This is a genomic window from Arthrobacter sp. PvP103, from assembly GCF_017833075.1.
Taxonomy (GTDB): Bacteria; Actinomycetota; Actinomycetes; order Actinomycetales; family Micrococcaceae; genus Arthrobacter.
In genome coordinates this window covers 572,576-588,370 of the sequence record NZ_JAFIBQ010000001.1, presented here as the reverse complement: position 1 = coordinate 588,370, position 15,795 = coordinate 572,576, and the positions used below count along the sequence as shown (strand labels likewise).

Annotated in this window: 12 protein-coding genes and 2 tRNA genes; 3 read left to right on the top strand and 11 right to left on the bottom strand. The window is 64.6% G+C overall.

The window, feature by feature from the left end; genetic code table 11:
• Window positions 1-136 precede the first annotated feature (136 nt).
• The 6 genes from JOE41_RS02740 to bcp form a co-directional block, all read right to left on the bottom strand.
• Window positions 137-3,355: an efflux RND transporter permease subunit gene (locus JOE41_RS02740; RefSeq protein ID WP_209750750.1), complete on the bottom strand. Its 3,219-nt coding sequence runs from the start codon at window positions 3,353-3,355 to the stop codon at window positions 137-139.
• A gap of 69 nt (window positions 3,356-3,424) precedes the next feature.
• The gene (locus JOE41_RS02735; protein WP_209750747.1) at window positions 3,425-4,930 is read right to left on the bottom strand and encodes a malate:quinone oxidoreductase; all 1,506 of its coding nucleotides are present in this window, start codon (window positions 4,928-4,930) and stop codon (window positions 3,425-3,427) included.
• A gap of 79 nt (window positions 4,931-5,009) precedes the next feature.
• The gene (locus JOE41_RS02730; RefSeq protein ID WP_209750746.1) at window positions 5,010-6,686 is read right to left on the bottom strand and encodes an ABC transporter substrate-binding protein; all 1,677 of its coding nucleotides are present in this window, start codon (window positions 6,684-6,686) and stop codon (window positions 5,010-5,012) included.
• Between the two features lie 218 nt (window positions 6,687-6,904).
• Window positions 6,905-7,579 carry a fasciclin domain-containing protein gene (locus JOE41_RS02725; protein WP_011692388.1) on the bottom strand — a complete coding sequence of 225 codons (675 nt, stop codon included), beginning with the start codon at window positions 7,577-7,579 and terminating at the stop codon, window positions 6,905-6,907.
• A gap of 248 nt (window positions 7,580-7,827) precedes the next feature.
• Window positions 7,828-7,909 (bottom strand) — tRNA-Leu (locus JOE41_RS02720).
• Between the two features lie 136 nt (window positions 7,910-8,045).
• A complete protein-coding gene (bcp, locus tag JOE41_RS02715; protein ID WP_209750744.1) occupies window positions 8,046-8,516 on the bottom strand; it encodes a thioredoxin-dependent thiol peroxidase in 471 nt (156 codons plus the stop codon).
• Between the two features lie 96 nt (window positions 8,517-8,612).
• On the opposite strand from bcp, the gene JOE41_RS02710 reads away from it, so the two are divergent.
• Window positions 8,613-9,095 carry a MarR family winged helix-turn-helix transcriptional regulator gene (locus tag JOE41_RS02710; protein ID WP_052309693.1) on the top strand — a complete coding sequence of 161 codons (483 nt, stop codon included), beginning with the start codon at window positions 8,613-8,615 and terminating at the stop codon, window positions 9,093-9,095.
• Between the two features lie 10 nt (window positions 9,096-9,105).
• Here JOE41_RS02710 and JOE41_RS02705 read toward each other — a convergent pair whose 3' ends face one another.
• From JOE41_RS02705 to JOE41_RS02685, 5 genes are all read right to left on the bottom strand, one after another.
• Window positions 9,106-9,381 (bottom strand): hypothetical protein, encoded by a 276-nt coding sequence (locus JOE41_RS02705; RefSeq protein WP_011692385.1) that lies wholly within the window; start codon window positions 9,379-9,381, stop codon window positions 9,106-9,108.
• 239 nt (window positions 9,382-9,620) lie between these two features.
• Window positions 9,621-9,696: transfer RNA gene (locus JOE41_RS02700), tRNA-Lys, on the bottom strand.
• Window positions 9,697-9,802: 106 nt separating this feature from the next.
• Window positions 9,803-10,888, bottom strand: a complete 1,086-nt coding sequence (locus JOE41_RS02695) for a sorbosone dehydrogenase family protein (protein ID WP_245200604.1) — start codon at window positions 10,886-10,888, stop codon at window positions 9,803-9,805.
• Between the two features lie 78 nt (window positions 10,889-10,966).
• Window positions 10,967-12,070, bottom strand: a complete 1,104-nt coding sequence (locus JOE41_RS02690; protein WP_209750740.1) for a hypothetical protein — start codon at window positions 12,068-12,070, stop codon at window positions 10,967-10,969.
• A gap of 75 nt (window positions 12,071-12,145) precedes the next feature.
• Entirely contained in the window at window positions 12,146-12,697 is a 552-nt protein-coding gene (locus JOE41_RS02685) for a hypothetical protein (RefSeq protein WP_245200603.1), read from the bottom strand.
• Between the two features lie 120 nt (window positions 12,698-12,817).
• Here JOE41_RS02685 and JOE41_RS02680 point away from each other — a divergent pair, with 120 nt between their 5' ends.
• Window positions 12,818-13,741 (top strand): LysR family transcriptional regulator, encoded by a 924-nt coding sequence (locus JOE41_RS02680; protein WP_011692382.1) that lies wholly within the window; start codon window positions 12,818-12,820, stop codon window positions 13,739-13,741.
• Window positions 13,742-13,881: 140 nt separating this feature from the next.
• Window positions 13,882-15,603, top strand: coding sequence for a dihydroxy-acid dehydratase (gene ilvD, locus JOE41_RS02675; RefSeq protein WP_011692381.1), 1,722 nt, complete (start codon window positions 13,882-13,884; stop codon window positions 15,601-15,603).
• Window positions 15,604-15,795 lie beyond the last annotated feature (192 nt).

The following is a 15,795-nucleotide window of genomic DNA, read 5'->3' as shown; positions in this document are numbered from 1 at the left end:
AGTGTAACCGATTTACATGCATTTGCATCTATCGTCTGATGTAACGTCCGGCACGCCAGGATATTCCCGATTGGTGAAACAGCAGTGCCCGTGCCACCGGGGCGGCACGGGCACTGCTGTTCTTCAGGCTCAGGGGCTATTCGGGTTCGCCGGCTGCGGCCCGGCGGCCGGAAACCTTGGGGACCATTCCTGTTGTCCAATCACGGAACTCTGCGTCGACGTCGTCCGGCGGCCCGAAGTCGGGGCGCTCGTGCATCGCACGGAGCAGCGCCTTCTTCTCACGGCGCCCTTCCACCAGCCGGTAAAGGACCGGTACCAGGACCAGCGTCAGCGCCGTCGAGGACACCAGGCCGCCGATGACCACGACCGCCAGGGGCTGGGAGATGAAACCCCCTCCGCCGGTGAGGCCCAGCGCCATCGGCGTGAGCGCGAAAACGGTGGCCAGGGCTGTCATCAGGATGGGGCGCAGGCGCTGCCGCGCCCCGTGGGTGATGGCGTCGGCGACATTCATTCCCGGCCGGCCGTTCCGCGGCTGCCGGTACTGGTTGATGAGGTCGATCAGGACGATGGCGTTGGTCACCACAATGCCCACCAGCATGAGCATGCCGATCAGCGACGGCAGGCCCAGCGGCACGCCGGTCGCCAGCAGCAGGGCGACGGCCCCCGTGGCTGCGAACGGAACGGATACCAGCAGGATGAGCGGCTGGATGAGCGATTTGAACGCCGCCACCATGATTACGTACACAATGGCGATGGCGGCCAGCAGTGCCAGGCCCAACTGCTGGAACGACTCCGTCTGCTGCGTGGTGGCGCCGCCGATCTCCGCCGTGACGCCGGCCGGGAGTTCAACCCCCTTGAGCCGGCTCTGCACTTCGGTACTCACGGCGCCCAGATTGGCGCCCGACGGCGTCACCGAGACCCGCGCGGTACGCTGGCCGTTGCTGGCGGTAATGGACACCGGGATGTCCACCTGTTCCACGGCGGCGATGCTTCCCAGCGTCACGGCCCCGCCTGATGCCGGCAGCGGGATGTTCCGCACGGCGGCGACGCTGGTGAACCGGGTGCCCTCGCCGATCTGCACCGGGAAATCGTTGGTATCGATCCGCACTGTTCCGGCCGGCAACGGACTGATGGTGGAGGCCAGGACGCCGGCCACCTGCTCCTCGTTCAGGCCGGCCGCGACCGCTTTGGCGCGGTCCACCTTGACCTGGACCACCGGCTGGCTGGCTGCAAGGTTCGTGGCAACCTCAGTGCTGCCAGGGACACCCTCCATGGCCTTGACCATGGCATCGCTTGCGGTCCTGAGGTCCGCTGAGTTCGCCGCCTTCAGGGTGATGTCCACCGTGGACGTGGTACCGAATCCGCCCTGCTGGGATCCAACGGAGATCTTTCCCGCATCACTGATCTTCGCCAGTTCGGTGCGGACGGTTTCCTGCAGCCGGGCCTGGTTGGCCTTCTCCTCGGTGACCACGGTGAACGAGGAGTTCGAGGCGCCGCTGGACGTGAGTGCGGTGAAGCCGGTCTGCGCGTTCCCCGACGTGACCTGCACGTCCTTGATGCCGTCAATGTTCCGCAGTACTTCCTCGACCTTCACTGCTGCGGCGCTGGTGTCCGTGAGGCTTGTACCGGCCGGAAGGACCTGCCGGACAGTCATGCTGTTCTCGCCGGAACGGCCCAGCAGGTCGGTGGCGAGCAGTGGCGTCATCGCCGCCGTCCCGCCGAGCACCAGGACTGCCGCTATGAGTGTCACCACCGGGTGCTTCTGCGTCTTGTTGAGGACGGGCAGGTAGCCGCGCTGCAGCAGGCTGCGCTGCTCGGCCTCATGGGCCTTGGCCGCGGCCTCCCGCGCCGCCGCGGCGGACAGGGAAGCCCCGGTGCTGTCAGCCGGGGCCTTGAGGAACCAGTAGGCCAGTACGGGGACGATGGTGAGGGACACCAGCAGCGACGAGAGCAGCGCGATTGTCACCGTCAGGGCGAAGGGCCGGAATAGCTCGCCGGCCAGTTCCCCGACGAACGCAATCGGAAGGAAGACTGCCACTGTGGTCAGCGTTGACGCCGTGATGGCGCCGGCGACTTCGCGGATGGAGGTGAGGATGGCCGACAGTTTCGTCTCGCCGTAGCTGAGGTGGCGCTTGATGTTCTCGATCACCACAATCGAGTCATCCACCACGCGGCCGATTGCGATCGTGAGTGCTCCGAGGGTGAGGATGTTCAGGGAGTAACCCGTCGCGGAGAGACCGATGAAGGTGATGAGCAGGGACAGCGGGATGGAGACGGCAGTGACCAGCGTGGAGCGCACGGACATCAGGAACACCAGGATGACTGCGACGGCAAAGCCCAGACCCAGCAGGCCTTCCGTGGTGAGGTCCTTGATGGACTTTTCGATGAACGGGGCCTGGTCGAACACCGGGGTGAACTTGGCGTTGGATCCCAGCTCAGCCTCAAGCTGGCCGATGGAGTCCTTCACTGCATGCGAGATCGCCACCGTGTCGCCCTCGGGCTTTTTGGTCACGGAGAGGGCCAGCGTTTCCTTGCCGTTCGTGCGGGTAATCGACGTGCGGAGGTCATCCTTGATGCTGACGTCCGCGACGCTGCCGATAGTGGCGGCATCTTTGGCGCCGCTAAGCGGCAGGGCCCTGACGGCGTCCAGGGAGTCCACCGGGCTGCCGATCTGCAGAGATAGCGTCTTGCCCTGTTCCTCGATGGTGCCAGCCGGAATGAGTGCCCCGTTGTTCTTCAGCGCATTGCTGATGGACTGGATGGTGGCGCCCTTGGCCGCCATGGCCTCGGGGCGGGGAAGGATCTGGATGTGCTGGCTGGCCCCGCCGGTGACGTCGGCGCCCCTGACGCCGTCGAGCTTCTGGAGCCGGGGGACACTGAGGCGTTGCAGGTCGGCGTTCAGTTCACTGAGCGGCTTGTCGGAAGAGACTGCCAGGAACACAATCGGGAAATCGCTGATGCTGCCTGCAATGGCCTGTGGCTGGACATCATCGGGCAGGGCGCGCTTGGCGTTGGAAATGGCACGGTCGATCTGGTTCCGTGCCCGGTCCAGGTTTGAACCGTACGTGAACACCATGGTGATCTGCGAAACGCCCGTCCGGGAGGTGGACGACGTCGACTCAAGCCCCTCGACACCGTTCAGCGCAGTCTCGAGGGGCCCGCTCACTTGCTTGTCCACCACTTCCGGCGAAGCACCGGGCATGGCCGAGATGACGGTGATCTGCGGAAACTCGATGGAGGGAATGAGTTCCTGCTTGAGCGAGGACATGGTGATCACGCCGAACACCGACGCGAAGACGGTGATCAGCGCGATCAGGGCCCTGTTTGCCAGCGATAGTTTTGCCAGCCGGTACATCTCATTGTCTCCTGGTGGGTTAACGGTCTTGTGGTTGGGGGTGGAACCTGCCGTAACCCGAACAGGGCCTCAGCTGGAGGGGGCGTCTATGGCTTCCAGCTGGAGGGTCTTGGCGGTTTCCGCCTCCAGCCGTGCGGCCAGCTCCGGGTTGTCGTTGAGCTTGATGCCGTAGCCGGGCATCATTTCCTTCAGCTTGGACTGCCAGCCCTTGAAGTTCCTGGGGAAGGACTTCTGGAGGAGTTCGATCATGATGGGGACTGCGGTGGAAGCTCCCGGGGAGGCGCCAAGCAGCGCACCGATGGAACCATCGCGCGCGGCGATCACTTCAGTGCCGAACTGGAGGACACCACCCTTCTTCGGATCCTTCTTGATGATCTGAACACGCTGGCCGGCGGTGATGAGTTCCCAATCGCCGTCTTTTGCTTCGGGGTAGTACTCGCGAAGGGCCTCCACCTTGTCGCCGTGCCGCTTCGCGACTTCCTTGACCAGGTACGCCGTAAGGTCCATGTTGTCCTTCGCCACGGCAAGCATCGGGATGATGTTGCCGGGGCGGATCGACAACGGCAGGTCCAGGTACGAGCCGTTCTTCAGGAAGTTGGTGGAGAACCCGGCGTAGGGCCCGAAGAGCAGCGAACGCTTGCCGTCGACGTAACGGGTGTCAAGGTGCGGAACGGACATGGGCGGGGCCCCCACGGACGCCTGGCCGTAGACCTTGGCGCTGTGCTGGGCGGCGAGGGCTTCGTCGGTGCAGCGGAAGAACTGGCCGGAGACCGGGAACCCGCCGTAGCCCTTGCTCTCGGGAATGCCGGAGGCCTGCAGCAGATGCAGTGCGCCGCCGCCGGCACCGACGAACACGAACTTCGCGTGGATGTTGCCGTGCTCTCCGGACTTTTTGTGCTTGAGCGTCAGGTCCCAGCCGCCGCCCGGGGCGCGCCGGATGCCGTTGACGTCGTGTCCGTAGTTGATCTCCACGCCGTTGTTGCCAAGGTACGTAGTCAGCTCACGGGTCAGTGCGCCGAAGTCGACATCGGTTCCTTCGGCCGCGCGCGTGGCCGCAATCCTCTGCTTCGGGTCGCGGCCCTTGACGATCAGGGGCGCCCACTTGGCGATCTGCGCGTGGTCTTCGGAGTACTCCATGGAACGGAAGAGGGTGTTCGGCTTCAGTGCCTTATACCTGGTCTTCAGGAAGTCCGCGTTGGCGTCCCCGATGACGAAACTCATGTGGGGGACAGTGTTGATGAACCCTTTGGGGGAGCCGATGAGCGAGTTGCTGACCAGGTGGGACCAGAACTGGCGGGATAGCTGGAACTGTTCGTTGATGTGCAGCGCCTTGGATGGATCAACCGAGCCGTCTTTGGCTGCGGGCGAGTAGTTAAGCTCACACAGGGCGGCGTGCCCTGTTCCTGCGTTGTTCCACGGGCCTGAGCTTTCCAGGCCGGCTTCGTCGAGCCGTTCGAACAGCGAAATGGTCCAGTTCGGTTCGAGCTGCTTGATGAACGCACCCAGCGTGGCGCTCATGATGCCGCCGCCAATCAGGACGACGTCGGCATGTTGGGTCTTGGAAATGAAAGTCACAATCAGTCTCCGATAGCAGCGGCTCTGGCTGTCACAGAATATCCCCGAGCACCCTACTAACTGAAATTGGGGCAGTCCGTCAAGGTTTTAGCTCCACCTTTGTGAAAACCTCGTTTAATACCGGCGAGGCAGGGTACTTCAGCACCCGGTCGGAGAGCGCCAGAGCTGAAATGGGGAAAGCAATGGGGACGGCGGGGACCGATTCGGCGATCTGGGCGTTGATGGTGCGGTATTGCTGCGTCCGCTCCTCGCCCTCCGGCAAGCCGCGTGCCCGGGCGATCTTCGAAAAGACCTGCGGGTCCTGGTAGCCGAATTCACCGGTCTTCTCGCCAAACAGGGGACCCACAAAATTGTCCGGATCCGAGTAGGAACCGTTCCAGCCGAGCAGGTGCAGGGCGTGGTCCCCTGGTGACTGGACTTTTTGCAGGTACCCGTCCGACCACTCCACCGGAACCGGCTTGATGTTCAGGCCCACGGCGGTAAGTTGCCTGCTGAGCTCTGCGTACACCTTTTCGGGTGTGGGAAGGTATGGCCTGGTGACATTGAGGGGGTAGTAGAACTTGAGTTCCTCGCCCTTGTACCCGGCTTCCTCCAGAAGCGCCTTGGCCTTGGCCGGGTCGTGGCCCAGGGAGGGGGCGTTGTTGTTGAACCCGCTGAGCTTGGGCGGGACGAACTGGGTTGCCTGGGCAGTGTTGTCGATGAAGAACCGGCGGATCAGCGTTTCCTTGTCCACCGCCATCTCGATGGCCTGGCGCACCTTGATGTTTTGCAGGATGGGCACTTCCTGGTTCATGCCCAGGTACATCACGGAGAACGGGTCGCGCTGGATGATTTGCTGCCCGCGTTTGACGAGTTGGTCGAAGTTGCCCACAGTGACGGCGTCATAGCCGTCGATCTTCCCGTCGAGGAGGGCCTGGAGCCTGGACTGCGGGTGATCGTAGGTGACGAAGTTGATGGTGCCGATCTGCCCCCTGTCACCCCAATAGTCCTCGTTGCTGACCAGCTTGACGCTGGAGTCCTGCCACGCGGCGAAGCTGAAGGGACCCGTGCCCACAGGGTGCAGGGCATAGGCCGACACGGGCTGGCCGTCCCGGGTCTGGCTGAGGCTGTCCGCCTTCTGTGCCGCCATGGCCGTCGGGGAGGACATGGCGAAGGCCGGGAGCGTCAGCGCCTGGAGGAACCCGGTGAACGGCTGGGTGAGGTCGATCCGGACGTTCCCGGCAGAGACGGCGGTGCAGCCCTTGTAGATGGAGAGCGATGCCTGGTCGGCGTAGGCCTTGAACACGCCCTTGAACGATGTGCCGGGCGCCTGCTTCCGCAGGCTCGCCGGGAAGTTGAACCATCTGTTGAAGTTGGCGCAGACAGCCGCGGCATCGAAGCGTGTACCGTCCTGGAAGGTGACGCCCTCGCGGAGCTTGAAGGTGTAGGCGCGGCCTTCGTTGGATTCCGCCCACTCAGTGGCGAGCAGGGGAGTGGGCAGCCCCGTGGTCTGGTCCACTCCCACAAGGCCCTCCAGGACCTGGCGGGTGATCCGGTAGGACTCCACATCGGATGCCAGCGCGGGATCAAGTCCCAGCGGCTGGGCCGCCGTGCCGAAGGTGAACGTCGCGGTAGGGCCAGCGGCTGCCGTGCCGGCAGGAGCCGCAGAGGACGACGCCGGTGCCGGAGCCGGCGTTCCCGTGCATGCGGCCAGCAGCAGCGACAGGACCCCTGCACCGATACTGACTGCAATGCGGCGCGATTTACTGCTGGGCACTCGATGATCACCTCTGGGCGGCCGGAAGGACCGCGGGCAGCGGACCGGTCCCCAGTCTAATTGAACGATCCTGGACACTCGCCGGGAGCGCCTCCTGATGCCCTCCGGGCCTTCCGGAAGGCAAAACTGAGGCCCGCACCGGAGGGTGCGGGCCTCAGTTTCTCCGGGATCGGTCCAGGGAGTCAGGCTGGAGCCGGGACAGGAGGGTTCGTGGTTGCCTACTTCGGCATCAGGACGGAGTCCACCAGGTAGACCGTGGCGTTGGCGGTCTTGACGCCGCCGCAGATGACGCTGGCGTCATCGACCTTCAGTGCATCCTTGGTGCCGGTCACGGTGACCGAGCCGCCCTGGACAGTCTTGTGGGTGCCCACAATGTTGTCAGGGGTGATCTGGCCGGGAACAACGTGGTAAGTCAGGATCTTGCTCAGGAGGGCGTCGTCCGTCTTGAGCGTTTCGATGGTGGCGGCGTCGATCTTGGCGAACGCGTCATCCACCGGTGCGAAGACCGTGAATTCACTGCCGTTGAGCGTATCCACGAGGTTGACCTTGGGGTTGAGCTTGCCGGACACTGCCGCCGTGAGGGTGGTCAGCAGCGGGTTGTTGGAGGCTGCGACCGCAACCGGATCGAGGGCCATTCCCGATACCGAGCCTGCACCGCTGGGAACCTTCTCGGCGTATCCTGCGCAGCCGGGGCCCACCAGGTTTGCGGCGGGATCCATCGCAGCCGCGGAGCTGGTCGACGGTGACGGCGCCATGCTCGAAGCGGACGGCGTGGAAGCGGGTGCGGAGGAGCTGTTGGCCGTGGTGGCCGATCCGCCGCATGCGGTCAGGCTCAGCAGAGCTGCAGCTGCAACACCTGCAACGGTGAAAGTTGTGCGCTTGAATGACTGCATTTCGATTCTCCTTGTTAGTGCCGATCATTGCCTGCGGCGAACGACTTCTTCGATCACTGCACTGGCTGTTTTCCGACTGTGGGCACCGACCCTTGGTTGGTGTCTCAATGTGTATTCGGCAGTTCGGCAGTAATGGATGGGTGACGGGGGAGAATCTTTTTTTCGAAGGCCTTCCGGTACCGGTGCGGCGGCGTTAAACGACGGAATCCCGGACCGTGAGGCCCGGGATTCCCAGGGTTGTGCTGCTGTGCGCAAGGGGGGACTTGAACCCCCACGCCCGAAGGCACAGGAACCTAAATCCTGCGTGTCTGCCAATTTCACCACTCGCGCGCGGCGCCGTCGTGTGTTGTTCCTGCTGTCCGTGGGAAAGCGAAAAGACGTTCGACGGCGGATTCCAGGCTCCAGTGTACCTGCCGGGCGCGCCTTCCGCTTGGATCAGCTGCGCCCGCTGGCGCCTGGAGTGCAGCTAGGCCAGTCCGAGGTCCCGGCGAAGCTTCGCCACGTGGCCGGTGGCCCGCACGTTGTACTGTGCCACGGCGACGTTGCCGTCCGGATCCACTACAACAGTGGATCGGATGAGGCCCTCGTACGTCCGCCCGTAGTTCTTTTTCTCCCCCCACGCGCCGTAAGCCTCAGCCACGGCGTGGTCTTCGTCGGACAACAGGGGGAAAGTCAGGCCTTCCTTCTCGGCGAACGTGGCAAGTTTCCCGACCGGATCGGGGGAGACACCCAGGACGTCGTAGCCTTCACGTTGCAGGGAGGCAAGAGTGTCGCGGAAGTCGCACGCTTCCTTGGTGCAGCCGGGCGTGGATGCTGCCGGATAGAAGTAAACGATGGTGTTCCGCCCGCGGTAGTCCTTCAGGCTGACGTCCTTCCCCGCGGAGTCCTTCAGAGTAAAGTCCGGCGCCGGAGAGCCGGGAATGAGTCGTTCAGTCAATATTTTCTCCTTAGGAATGTTCTGGACATTTAAGCTTAGTAAGCGCGGGAGCGAGGGACGAATCCCACGCTGGCTATACTAAGTTGTATGCCTGATATGGATCGCTGGCCCACTGGGCGCCTCTTGTCCACCGCGGCACGGCTCGTGGAACACTCCTGGAACGAGAAGCTGGGAGCCATTGGGCTCACCCATGCGGGGGTCATCGCCATGGAAGTTCTTGCCCACAATGGACCCATGACGCAGGCACAGCTGGCTCAGTTGGTCCGCGTGCAGGCGCAGACCATGGGCAAAACCCTTAGCCGGCTTGAGGTGCATGGACACATCCGCCGTGAACGCAGCACGTCCGACCGGCGGAGCCACGTGGTGTCCCTGACCGAGCGCGGAGTAGAGGCCGTGGCCGCCGCAGCGGACATGGAACGAACTGTCTTGGCGGCCGCTTCCATCGATCCCGACGTTCTCCGTCAGGAGCTCCAGGCCGTAGTGACCGTCCTGGCCAGTCGTTTTTCCTCGCCGGAGACCAAGGCAATCGTGGCAGGTGCCGAGTCCGGCGTCACTGTGGAAGCGAACAGCGTCAACTGACCGCGCCGTCCTACCCGAGAAGCCGGACGGCGATCGCCTCCAGCGCCTGAATGTCCCAGCCCTTGTCCAGGGGGCCCAGTTTGGCTTGCAGGATGGCGATCACGCCCATCTCCAGTAACGCCTGTAGCGCCGAGCCGGGGTTTTCAGTGAACTCAAAGCTTGTCTCCAGTGCCGCCAGTGTCCCGGCGTCCGTGGATGGGCCCGGCAGCGAGGCGGCCATGGCCGCGCCTATGGCTTCGGCATCGGCTTCGATCGTGCCGGTAACAGTGAACCGAAAGACAGCCATGGTTTGCCCTCCCACACCTAGTAGTGACGCCACTCTATCCAGTTCGGCTCAGCTATTCCGATGCTTAGGGTGAATTTTTCCCAAAGAAATGCCGGGGTCACGGGGCGGCATACGGCTGTGGAGGGATTCCCGTGGCCCGACACTCAGGGGATGCTGGATGCGAAGATCAGCAACGGCGACACCCGGGCAAAGCAAAACCCCGCCTTCACGGCTTGTGGCCTGTGAAGACGGGGTTTCTGTGGTGCACCCCCCGGGACTCGAACCCGGAACCCATTGATTAAGAGTCAATTGCTCTGCCAGTTGAGCTAGAGGTGCAGCTGTTGTTTTGGCTCTTCCCGAGGGCTTTTGTTTCCCGCGTTCATCTCCGCAACGACATGAAACTCTACACGAGAATTAGCGCCGTGTGAAATCGGCGCTCATTTCAGCTCCCTGCCTTGGCCGGAGGCGCCAAAATCAGCGCAGAATCAGGGTTTTGGTTGTTGGTGAGCATCCACAAAGTGCCGTCAGGGGCGAGCGAAACGTCGCGGATCCGGCCGAACCTCGCTGTGAAATGGCTCACAGGTTTGCCTGCATTTTCGCCGTCAAGGGGAACGGCCCACAGCCGCTGGCCCCGTAGGGCCCCGAGGTAAGCCGTGGACCCGACGACCTCGAGTCCGCTCGGGGAAGATTCCGCGGTGGAAGGCCACACCACTTTGGCATCAATAAAGCCCGGCTTGCCGGGTGCCCCGGTGACCTCCGGCCAGCCGTAATTTCCGCCCGGCTGGATCAGGTTCAGTTCGTCGTCCACAGTGGGCCCGAACTCGCTGGACCACAGCCTGCCCGCGTCATCCCAGTCGAGGCCCTGCACGTTCCGGTGCCCAAGGCTGTAGACCGGGTTGTCGCCAAACGGGTTACCCGGCGCCGGCTTGCCGTCAGCAGTGATCCGGAGGATCTTGCCGCCCAGCGCGTTCGGGTCCTGCGGCTGTTCGCGCCGCTGCGAATCCCCGGTTCCCACATAGAGGTTCCCGTCCGGCCCAAAACGTATGCGGCCACCGTTGTGGGTTGACGCCTTGGGGATGCCGGAGAAGATTATCTCCGGCGGCCCAAGCCTCAGCGCGCCCCCGGGCTCGGCCTCAGTCAGCGTGAGGCGGGCAATCCTGTTGTCCGCCCGGGCGGTGAAATAGGCAAAGATCGACTTGTCCGAAACGTAGCTCGGTGACACCGCCAGCCCCAGGAGGCCGCCTTCACCTCCGGGAACAACGCCGGGGATGTTGCCAAGCAGCGTAGTCCCGCCGTCTTTGACCGCTTTGACGTCGCCGCTGTCACGTTCAGAAATGAGGGCTGTGCCATCCGGCAGGAACACGGCCGACCAGGGCAGCTGCAGTCCTTCCACCGTTCGGAGTACGCGGGGTTCCCGGGACGCCTCGTCGCCGCCCGTGGTTGAACCCGTGGTGCCCGTGGGACCGCCGTCCCCGCCTCCGGTGCAGGCGGACAAAACCAGCGTCCATACGAGGGCGGCGGCAGGCATAAGGCGGAGTGCAGGCCTGGACGCAGGCCCCGTTCCCTCCCGATTCATCCGGATGCCGGCCCCCACTGGCGGGACGGCCTAGTGCCGGCTCCGGCGCGGGGCCCGGAACCCGGCCGCTTCCGCGTGCGCGGCCGACTCGAACCAGACTTCCGCAGTGGTTTCCTCGTACCCGGGGCTGGTTTCATCGTGATAGATCATGGATTGCGCATTGCCCTTGACCGTATAGCCGTCGGGTCCGCTGCCGTCAGGCCCCGGGGCTGCCGATCCGTCACCGTAGGGCTTGTCCGCAGCCAGGTGTCCCGCGGGCTCCGCCGCATGGCTTGCGGCTGCTTCCGTGGCGGCCGAGGAGGCGGCCGCCTGCATTGTCTCCGCATCTCCTTCGGAGAGGACCCCCGTGCTGCTCACAGCGGCCGTTCCGCTCACGGCAGCCGGGCCGCGTGCGCCGGCGGGCGGCAGCCCGGCGTCGGCTCGTGGATCCGTGACGTTTGTGTCCTGGGCATCTTCCGCCGCGGCCGATTCGGCGCCGGGAAGCGTGGGTGCATGGGGCTCCGTGTACTCAGGGTGGTGGACCGGAACCTGCTGACCGGTCGCCGCGGCTTGAGTCTCCCCGGCCGCTGATTCCCTGGCCGGAACCTCTTTGGTGTGCGCCTGGTCCGCGTGCGGCGTGCTGGCCGCCTCGGACCACTGCGCCTCCCACTCCGACTTGTCCTCTGTGCGGGCCGCAGTTACACGCTCAGAAGAACTGCCCTCAGCTTTGGCTGTCTCGTTGGCTGTCGTTGTGCGCCCGGTGTCCGCAGCGGGCGCGCCGCTGGCCGACCCGGCGTCGTCGTCCCAGTCATCCACGTCTCCGCCACCGGGCGCGGCGCTCTCTGTCGGGGAAGGGGCCGTCGCGGGCTGCGCGGGAACGGACGTCGAAGGCGCGGTCTTGGCTGCCTGGCTGAAGCCTGCCGCGCCCGGCATTCCGGCCGTGGCTGCGGCGTCTGCCGATGCTGCTGCACCGGCTCCTGCTGCACCGGCTCCTGCCGGCCGGTCGACGGCGGACTGCCGTGCCTGTGGAGCGGACGCGCCGGAGTCGGAGGCTGTCGGTGTGCCCGTGGTGTTCCCTGAACTATTTCGGTTCAGGAGCCACCAGACGACTCCGACGATTACTACGATGACGATGACCCAGATAATCCAGTCCATAGCAGTGCCCTTCTGTCCACAAGGCAAGGTTGCCGTTGCTTGACGTTACGTCGGTGTGATTAGGGCTGTAAAGGCTCAGAGCGGCAGGCCGCGCTGCACGAAGTCGGCCATGAATTCATGGAAGTCCGCGGCGTCGTGGGCCTGTTCGATGCTCCGGGTCCCGCGAGTGGCCCGCTCACCCGGACTTCCGGACGGCGGCGCCAGTGGCATGGAGTTTTCCACGCCGAAGCGGAATGCCTTTCCCGTGCTTGCCGCCACTTCATAACCGCCCGGGGACGACCGGAATCCCGGCAGCCGGCGGACGCGGGCGAGATTGGTCATATTGATTGCGACCGGAACGCCCGTAGCCGTCAGGGACCTTTCATCGAAAGGAGCCACTATGACCTCGGCCGGGTGCCAGCGGTAGCCGATGACGAAATTCCGCCTCCGCGGGGGAGCCCAACCCCGGGCTGCCGCCCCCGGGGCTTCGAAGCTGCTCGAACCGCAGACGAGGTTGTAGTCGCCGTAGTTGGGGATCTGGCGGTCAAACACGGCCCGGAGCGTCGCCTTGAGCCCTTCGCTGGCGGGCGCGGAAGGAGGGGATGCCGGGTCCGGTGCCGGGTTGATGGGCGAGGGCTTGCTGTTCACAGTGGAGTCCTGGTGGTTGGGCAGGCAGAGTGGCTCGCACGCTACCAGACCCGGCGCATGGCACCGGGTCACGCCGGGTGCGACGGCCCCCTGCAGGGCGCCGTCCTGTAGCCTCGCCTCATGGATTTGAAACGCCTCCGGATTCTCCGCGAACTCTCGGATCGGGGCACAGTGGGCGCCACGGCCGAAGCAATGGAGGTGACGCCGTCGGCTGTCTCGCAGCAGCTCAAGACCCTCCAGGATGAACTGGGCGTTGTCCTCGTGGAAAAGTCCGGCAGAGGAGTGCGCCTGACGGAGGCAGGCCGGGCCATGGCTGCCGCCGCGGCGGACGTTTCCACAGCCATGGCGCGCGCCGAAGCCACCATTGACACGTACCGGCGGGGCTGGCAAACGCATGTCAAAGCGGCCTTCTTCCCGAGCGCAGCGGAAATGTTCCTCCCCGGCCTCCTGCACCGCGTCAAGGCGGTGGAGGGGTTGCGGTTCGAGGCCTGTTTCGAAGACCCCGGCGTCGCGGGATTTGCTGCCCTGGCCGCCGATTACGACATCGTGCTGGCCCACAGCGTGGATGGTCCCGATGTATTTGCCCGGCAGGGGCTGGTGGTGGTTCCGCTCCTGAACGAACCGCTGGATGTAGCCGTGCCCGCGGGGCACGTCCTCGCGGCAAAGCCTTCGCTCACGGCCAGCGATGTGGTGGGGTTTCCGTGGATGGGCGTCCCGGAAGGCTTTCCGTTTGATACCGTGCTGCGGCAGATCGAGGTCCAGGCAGGTTCCCCTGCGGTCCGCGCGCAGCTCTTTCCGGACCTTCGTGTCCTGGAGGCCCTTGTCAGCGCCGGCCACGGGCTGAGCCTGCTGCCGCGGTACACGGCCTTGGGCAACCAGGAACGCGGCTTCGTCCTCCGTCCACTGCTTGGCGTCACTGCCCGGCGCAGCATCGTGGCGCTCGCTCGTCCGGACGTGGCGGCCCGGACCACCATTGCGCAGGTTTTGTCCATGCTCGAGGCCGAAGCGGCGTCCATTGATGCGGCAGGCCTGAGTGACGGCTGACACATATTCTGGACGCCCCGTACCGCTTGTCTCATTATGCGAGACGAGAGTCCACTATTTGATCGAAATATTCCCGCTTTTCGGCTTAACGGTCCCTTCCGGGTCGTTGGCGCCCATCTTTGCGCCATAGACTTTGACGCATGAGTGAGGACACCCAAACCGCGACAGAAAACAAGCCGGACATCAAGCCCCGCAGCCGGGTCGTAACCGACGGAATCCACGCCGCTCCCGCGCGAGGAATGTTCCGGGCGGTCGGCATGGGCGACGATGACTTTGCGAAGCCCCAGATTGGCGTGGCGAGTTCCTGGAACGAGATCACTCCCTGCAACCTTTCCCTGAACCGGCTGGCCCAGGGCGCCAAGGAAGGCGTCCACGCCGGCGGCGGGTTCCCCATGCAGTTCGGCACCATCTCGGTCTCCGACGGCATCTCCATGGGTCACGAGGGCATGCACTTCTCCCTCGTTTCGCGCGAAGTCATTGCCGACTCCGTGGAAACCGTGATGCAGGCCGAGCGGATTGACGGCTCGGTGCTCCTGGCCGGCTGCGACAAGTCCCTCCCCGGAATGCTGATGGCGGCCGCGCGCCTGGACCTCGCCAGCGTGTTCCTCTACGCCGGCTCCATCATGCCTGGCTGGGTCAAGCTGGAGGACGGTTCCGAAAAGGAAGTCACCCTCATCGACGCATTCGAGGCCGTGGGCGCCTGCGCCGCGGGCAAGATGAGCAGGGGAGACCTTGACCGCATCGAACGCGCCATCTGCCCCGGCGAAGGTGCCTGCGGCGGGATGTACACGGCCAACACCATGGCCTGCATCGGCGAAGCCCTGGGCATGTCCCTGCCGGGCTCCGCCGCTCCTCCCTCGGCAGACCGCCGTCGTGATGAATTCGCCCGCAAATCCGGAGAAGCAGTGGTCAACCTGCTCCGCCTCGGCATCACTGCGCGCGACATCATGACCAAGAAGGCATTCGAGAACGCCATCGCCGTGACCATGGCATTCGGCGGCTCCACTAACGCAGTGCTGCACCTGCTGGCCATCGCCCGCGAAGCTGAAGTGGAACTGACGCTCGATGACTTCAACCGCATCGGCGACAAGATTCCGCACCTGGGCGACCTGAAGCCGTTCGGACGCTACGTGATGACCGACGTCGACAAGATCGGCGGCGTTCCGGTCATCATGAAGGCACTGCTCGACGCCGGGCTGCTGCACGGCGACTGCCTGACCGTCACCGGCAAGACCCTGGCGGAAAACCTTGCATCCATCAACCCGCCGGACCTGGATGGCAAGATCCTGCGTGCCCTGGACAACCCGATCCACAAGACCGGCGGCATCACCATCCTGCACGGTTCCATGGCACCTGAAGGCGCCGTCGTGAAGAGCGCCGGCTTCGACGCCGACGTTTTCGAAGGCACGGCCCGCGTCTTCGAGCGCGAGCAGGGCGCCCTTGACGCGCTGGACAACGGCAAAATCAACAAGGGCGACGTCGTGGTCATTCGCTATGAAGGGCCGAAGGGCGGCCCGGGCATGCGCGAAATGCTCGCTATCACCGGCGCCATCAAGGGTGCCGGGCTGGGCAAAGATGTGCTGCTTCTCACGGATGGCCGCTTCTCCGGCGGTACCACCGGCCTGTGCATCGGCCACGTCGCGCCTGAAGCCGTCGATGGCGGTCCTATCGCCTTCGTCAAGGACGGTGACCGCATCCGCGTTGACATTGCCGCCCGCAGCTTCGACCTGCTGGTGGACGAGGCTGAGCTCGAGTCCCGCAAGGTCGGCTGGGAGCCGCTCCCGGCCAAGTTCACCAAGGGCGTCCTGGCCAAGTACGCCAAGCTGGTGCACAGCGCCTCCACCGGCGCATACTGCGGGTAGTACCCCGCAGCCGCGCTGACCCAACTGACTGGCAGTTAACGTCGCCAAACACGCTTTCCGGAGCGTTAACTGCGAGTCAGTTGGGATGGCGCTCAATCCGTGGACAATGGAGTCCATATAGTGAGACGGGGATGTGTGTCGTTGACACCCGTCTCACTTAGAGGGAAAACTGAACGCATGATCGCATTCGTT

Coding starts and splice junctions, on each gene's coding strand:
- JOE41_RS02740 (WP_209750750.1), bottom strand. CDS start 3,355: ATGTACCGGCTGGCAAAACTATCGCTGGCAAACAGGGCCCTGATCGCG.
- JOE41_RS02695 (WP_245200604.1), bottom strand. CDS start 10,888: ATGCCTGCCGCCGCCCTCGTATGGACGCTGGTTTTGTCCGCCTGCACC.
- JOE41_RS02725 (WP_011692388.1), bottom strand. CDS start 7,579: ATGCAGTCATTCAAGCGCACAACTTTCACCGTTGCAGGTGTTGCAGCT.
- JOE41_RS02710 (WP_052309693.1), top strand. CDS start 8,613: ATGGATCGCTGGCCCACTGGGCGCCTCTTGTCCACCGCGGCACGGCTC.
- JOE41_RS02680 (WP_011692382.1), top strand. CDS start 12,818: ATGGATTTGAAACGCCTCCGGATTCTCCGCGAACTCTCGGATCGGGGC.
- JOE41_RS02705 (WP_011692385.1), bottom strand. CDS start 9,381: ATGGCTGTCTTTCGGTTCACTGTTACCGGCACGATCGAAGCCGATGCC.
- JOE41_RS02690 (WP_209750740.1), bottom strand. CDS start 12,070: ATGGACTGGATTATCTGGGTCATCGTCATCGTAGTAATCGTCGGAGTC.
- ilvD (WP_011692381.1), top strand. CDS start 13,882: ATGAGTGAGGACACCCAAACCGCGACAGAAAACAAGCCGGACATCAAG.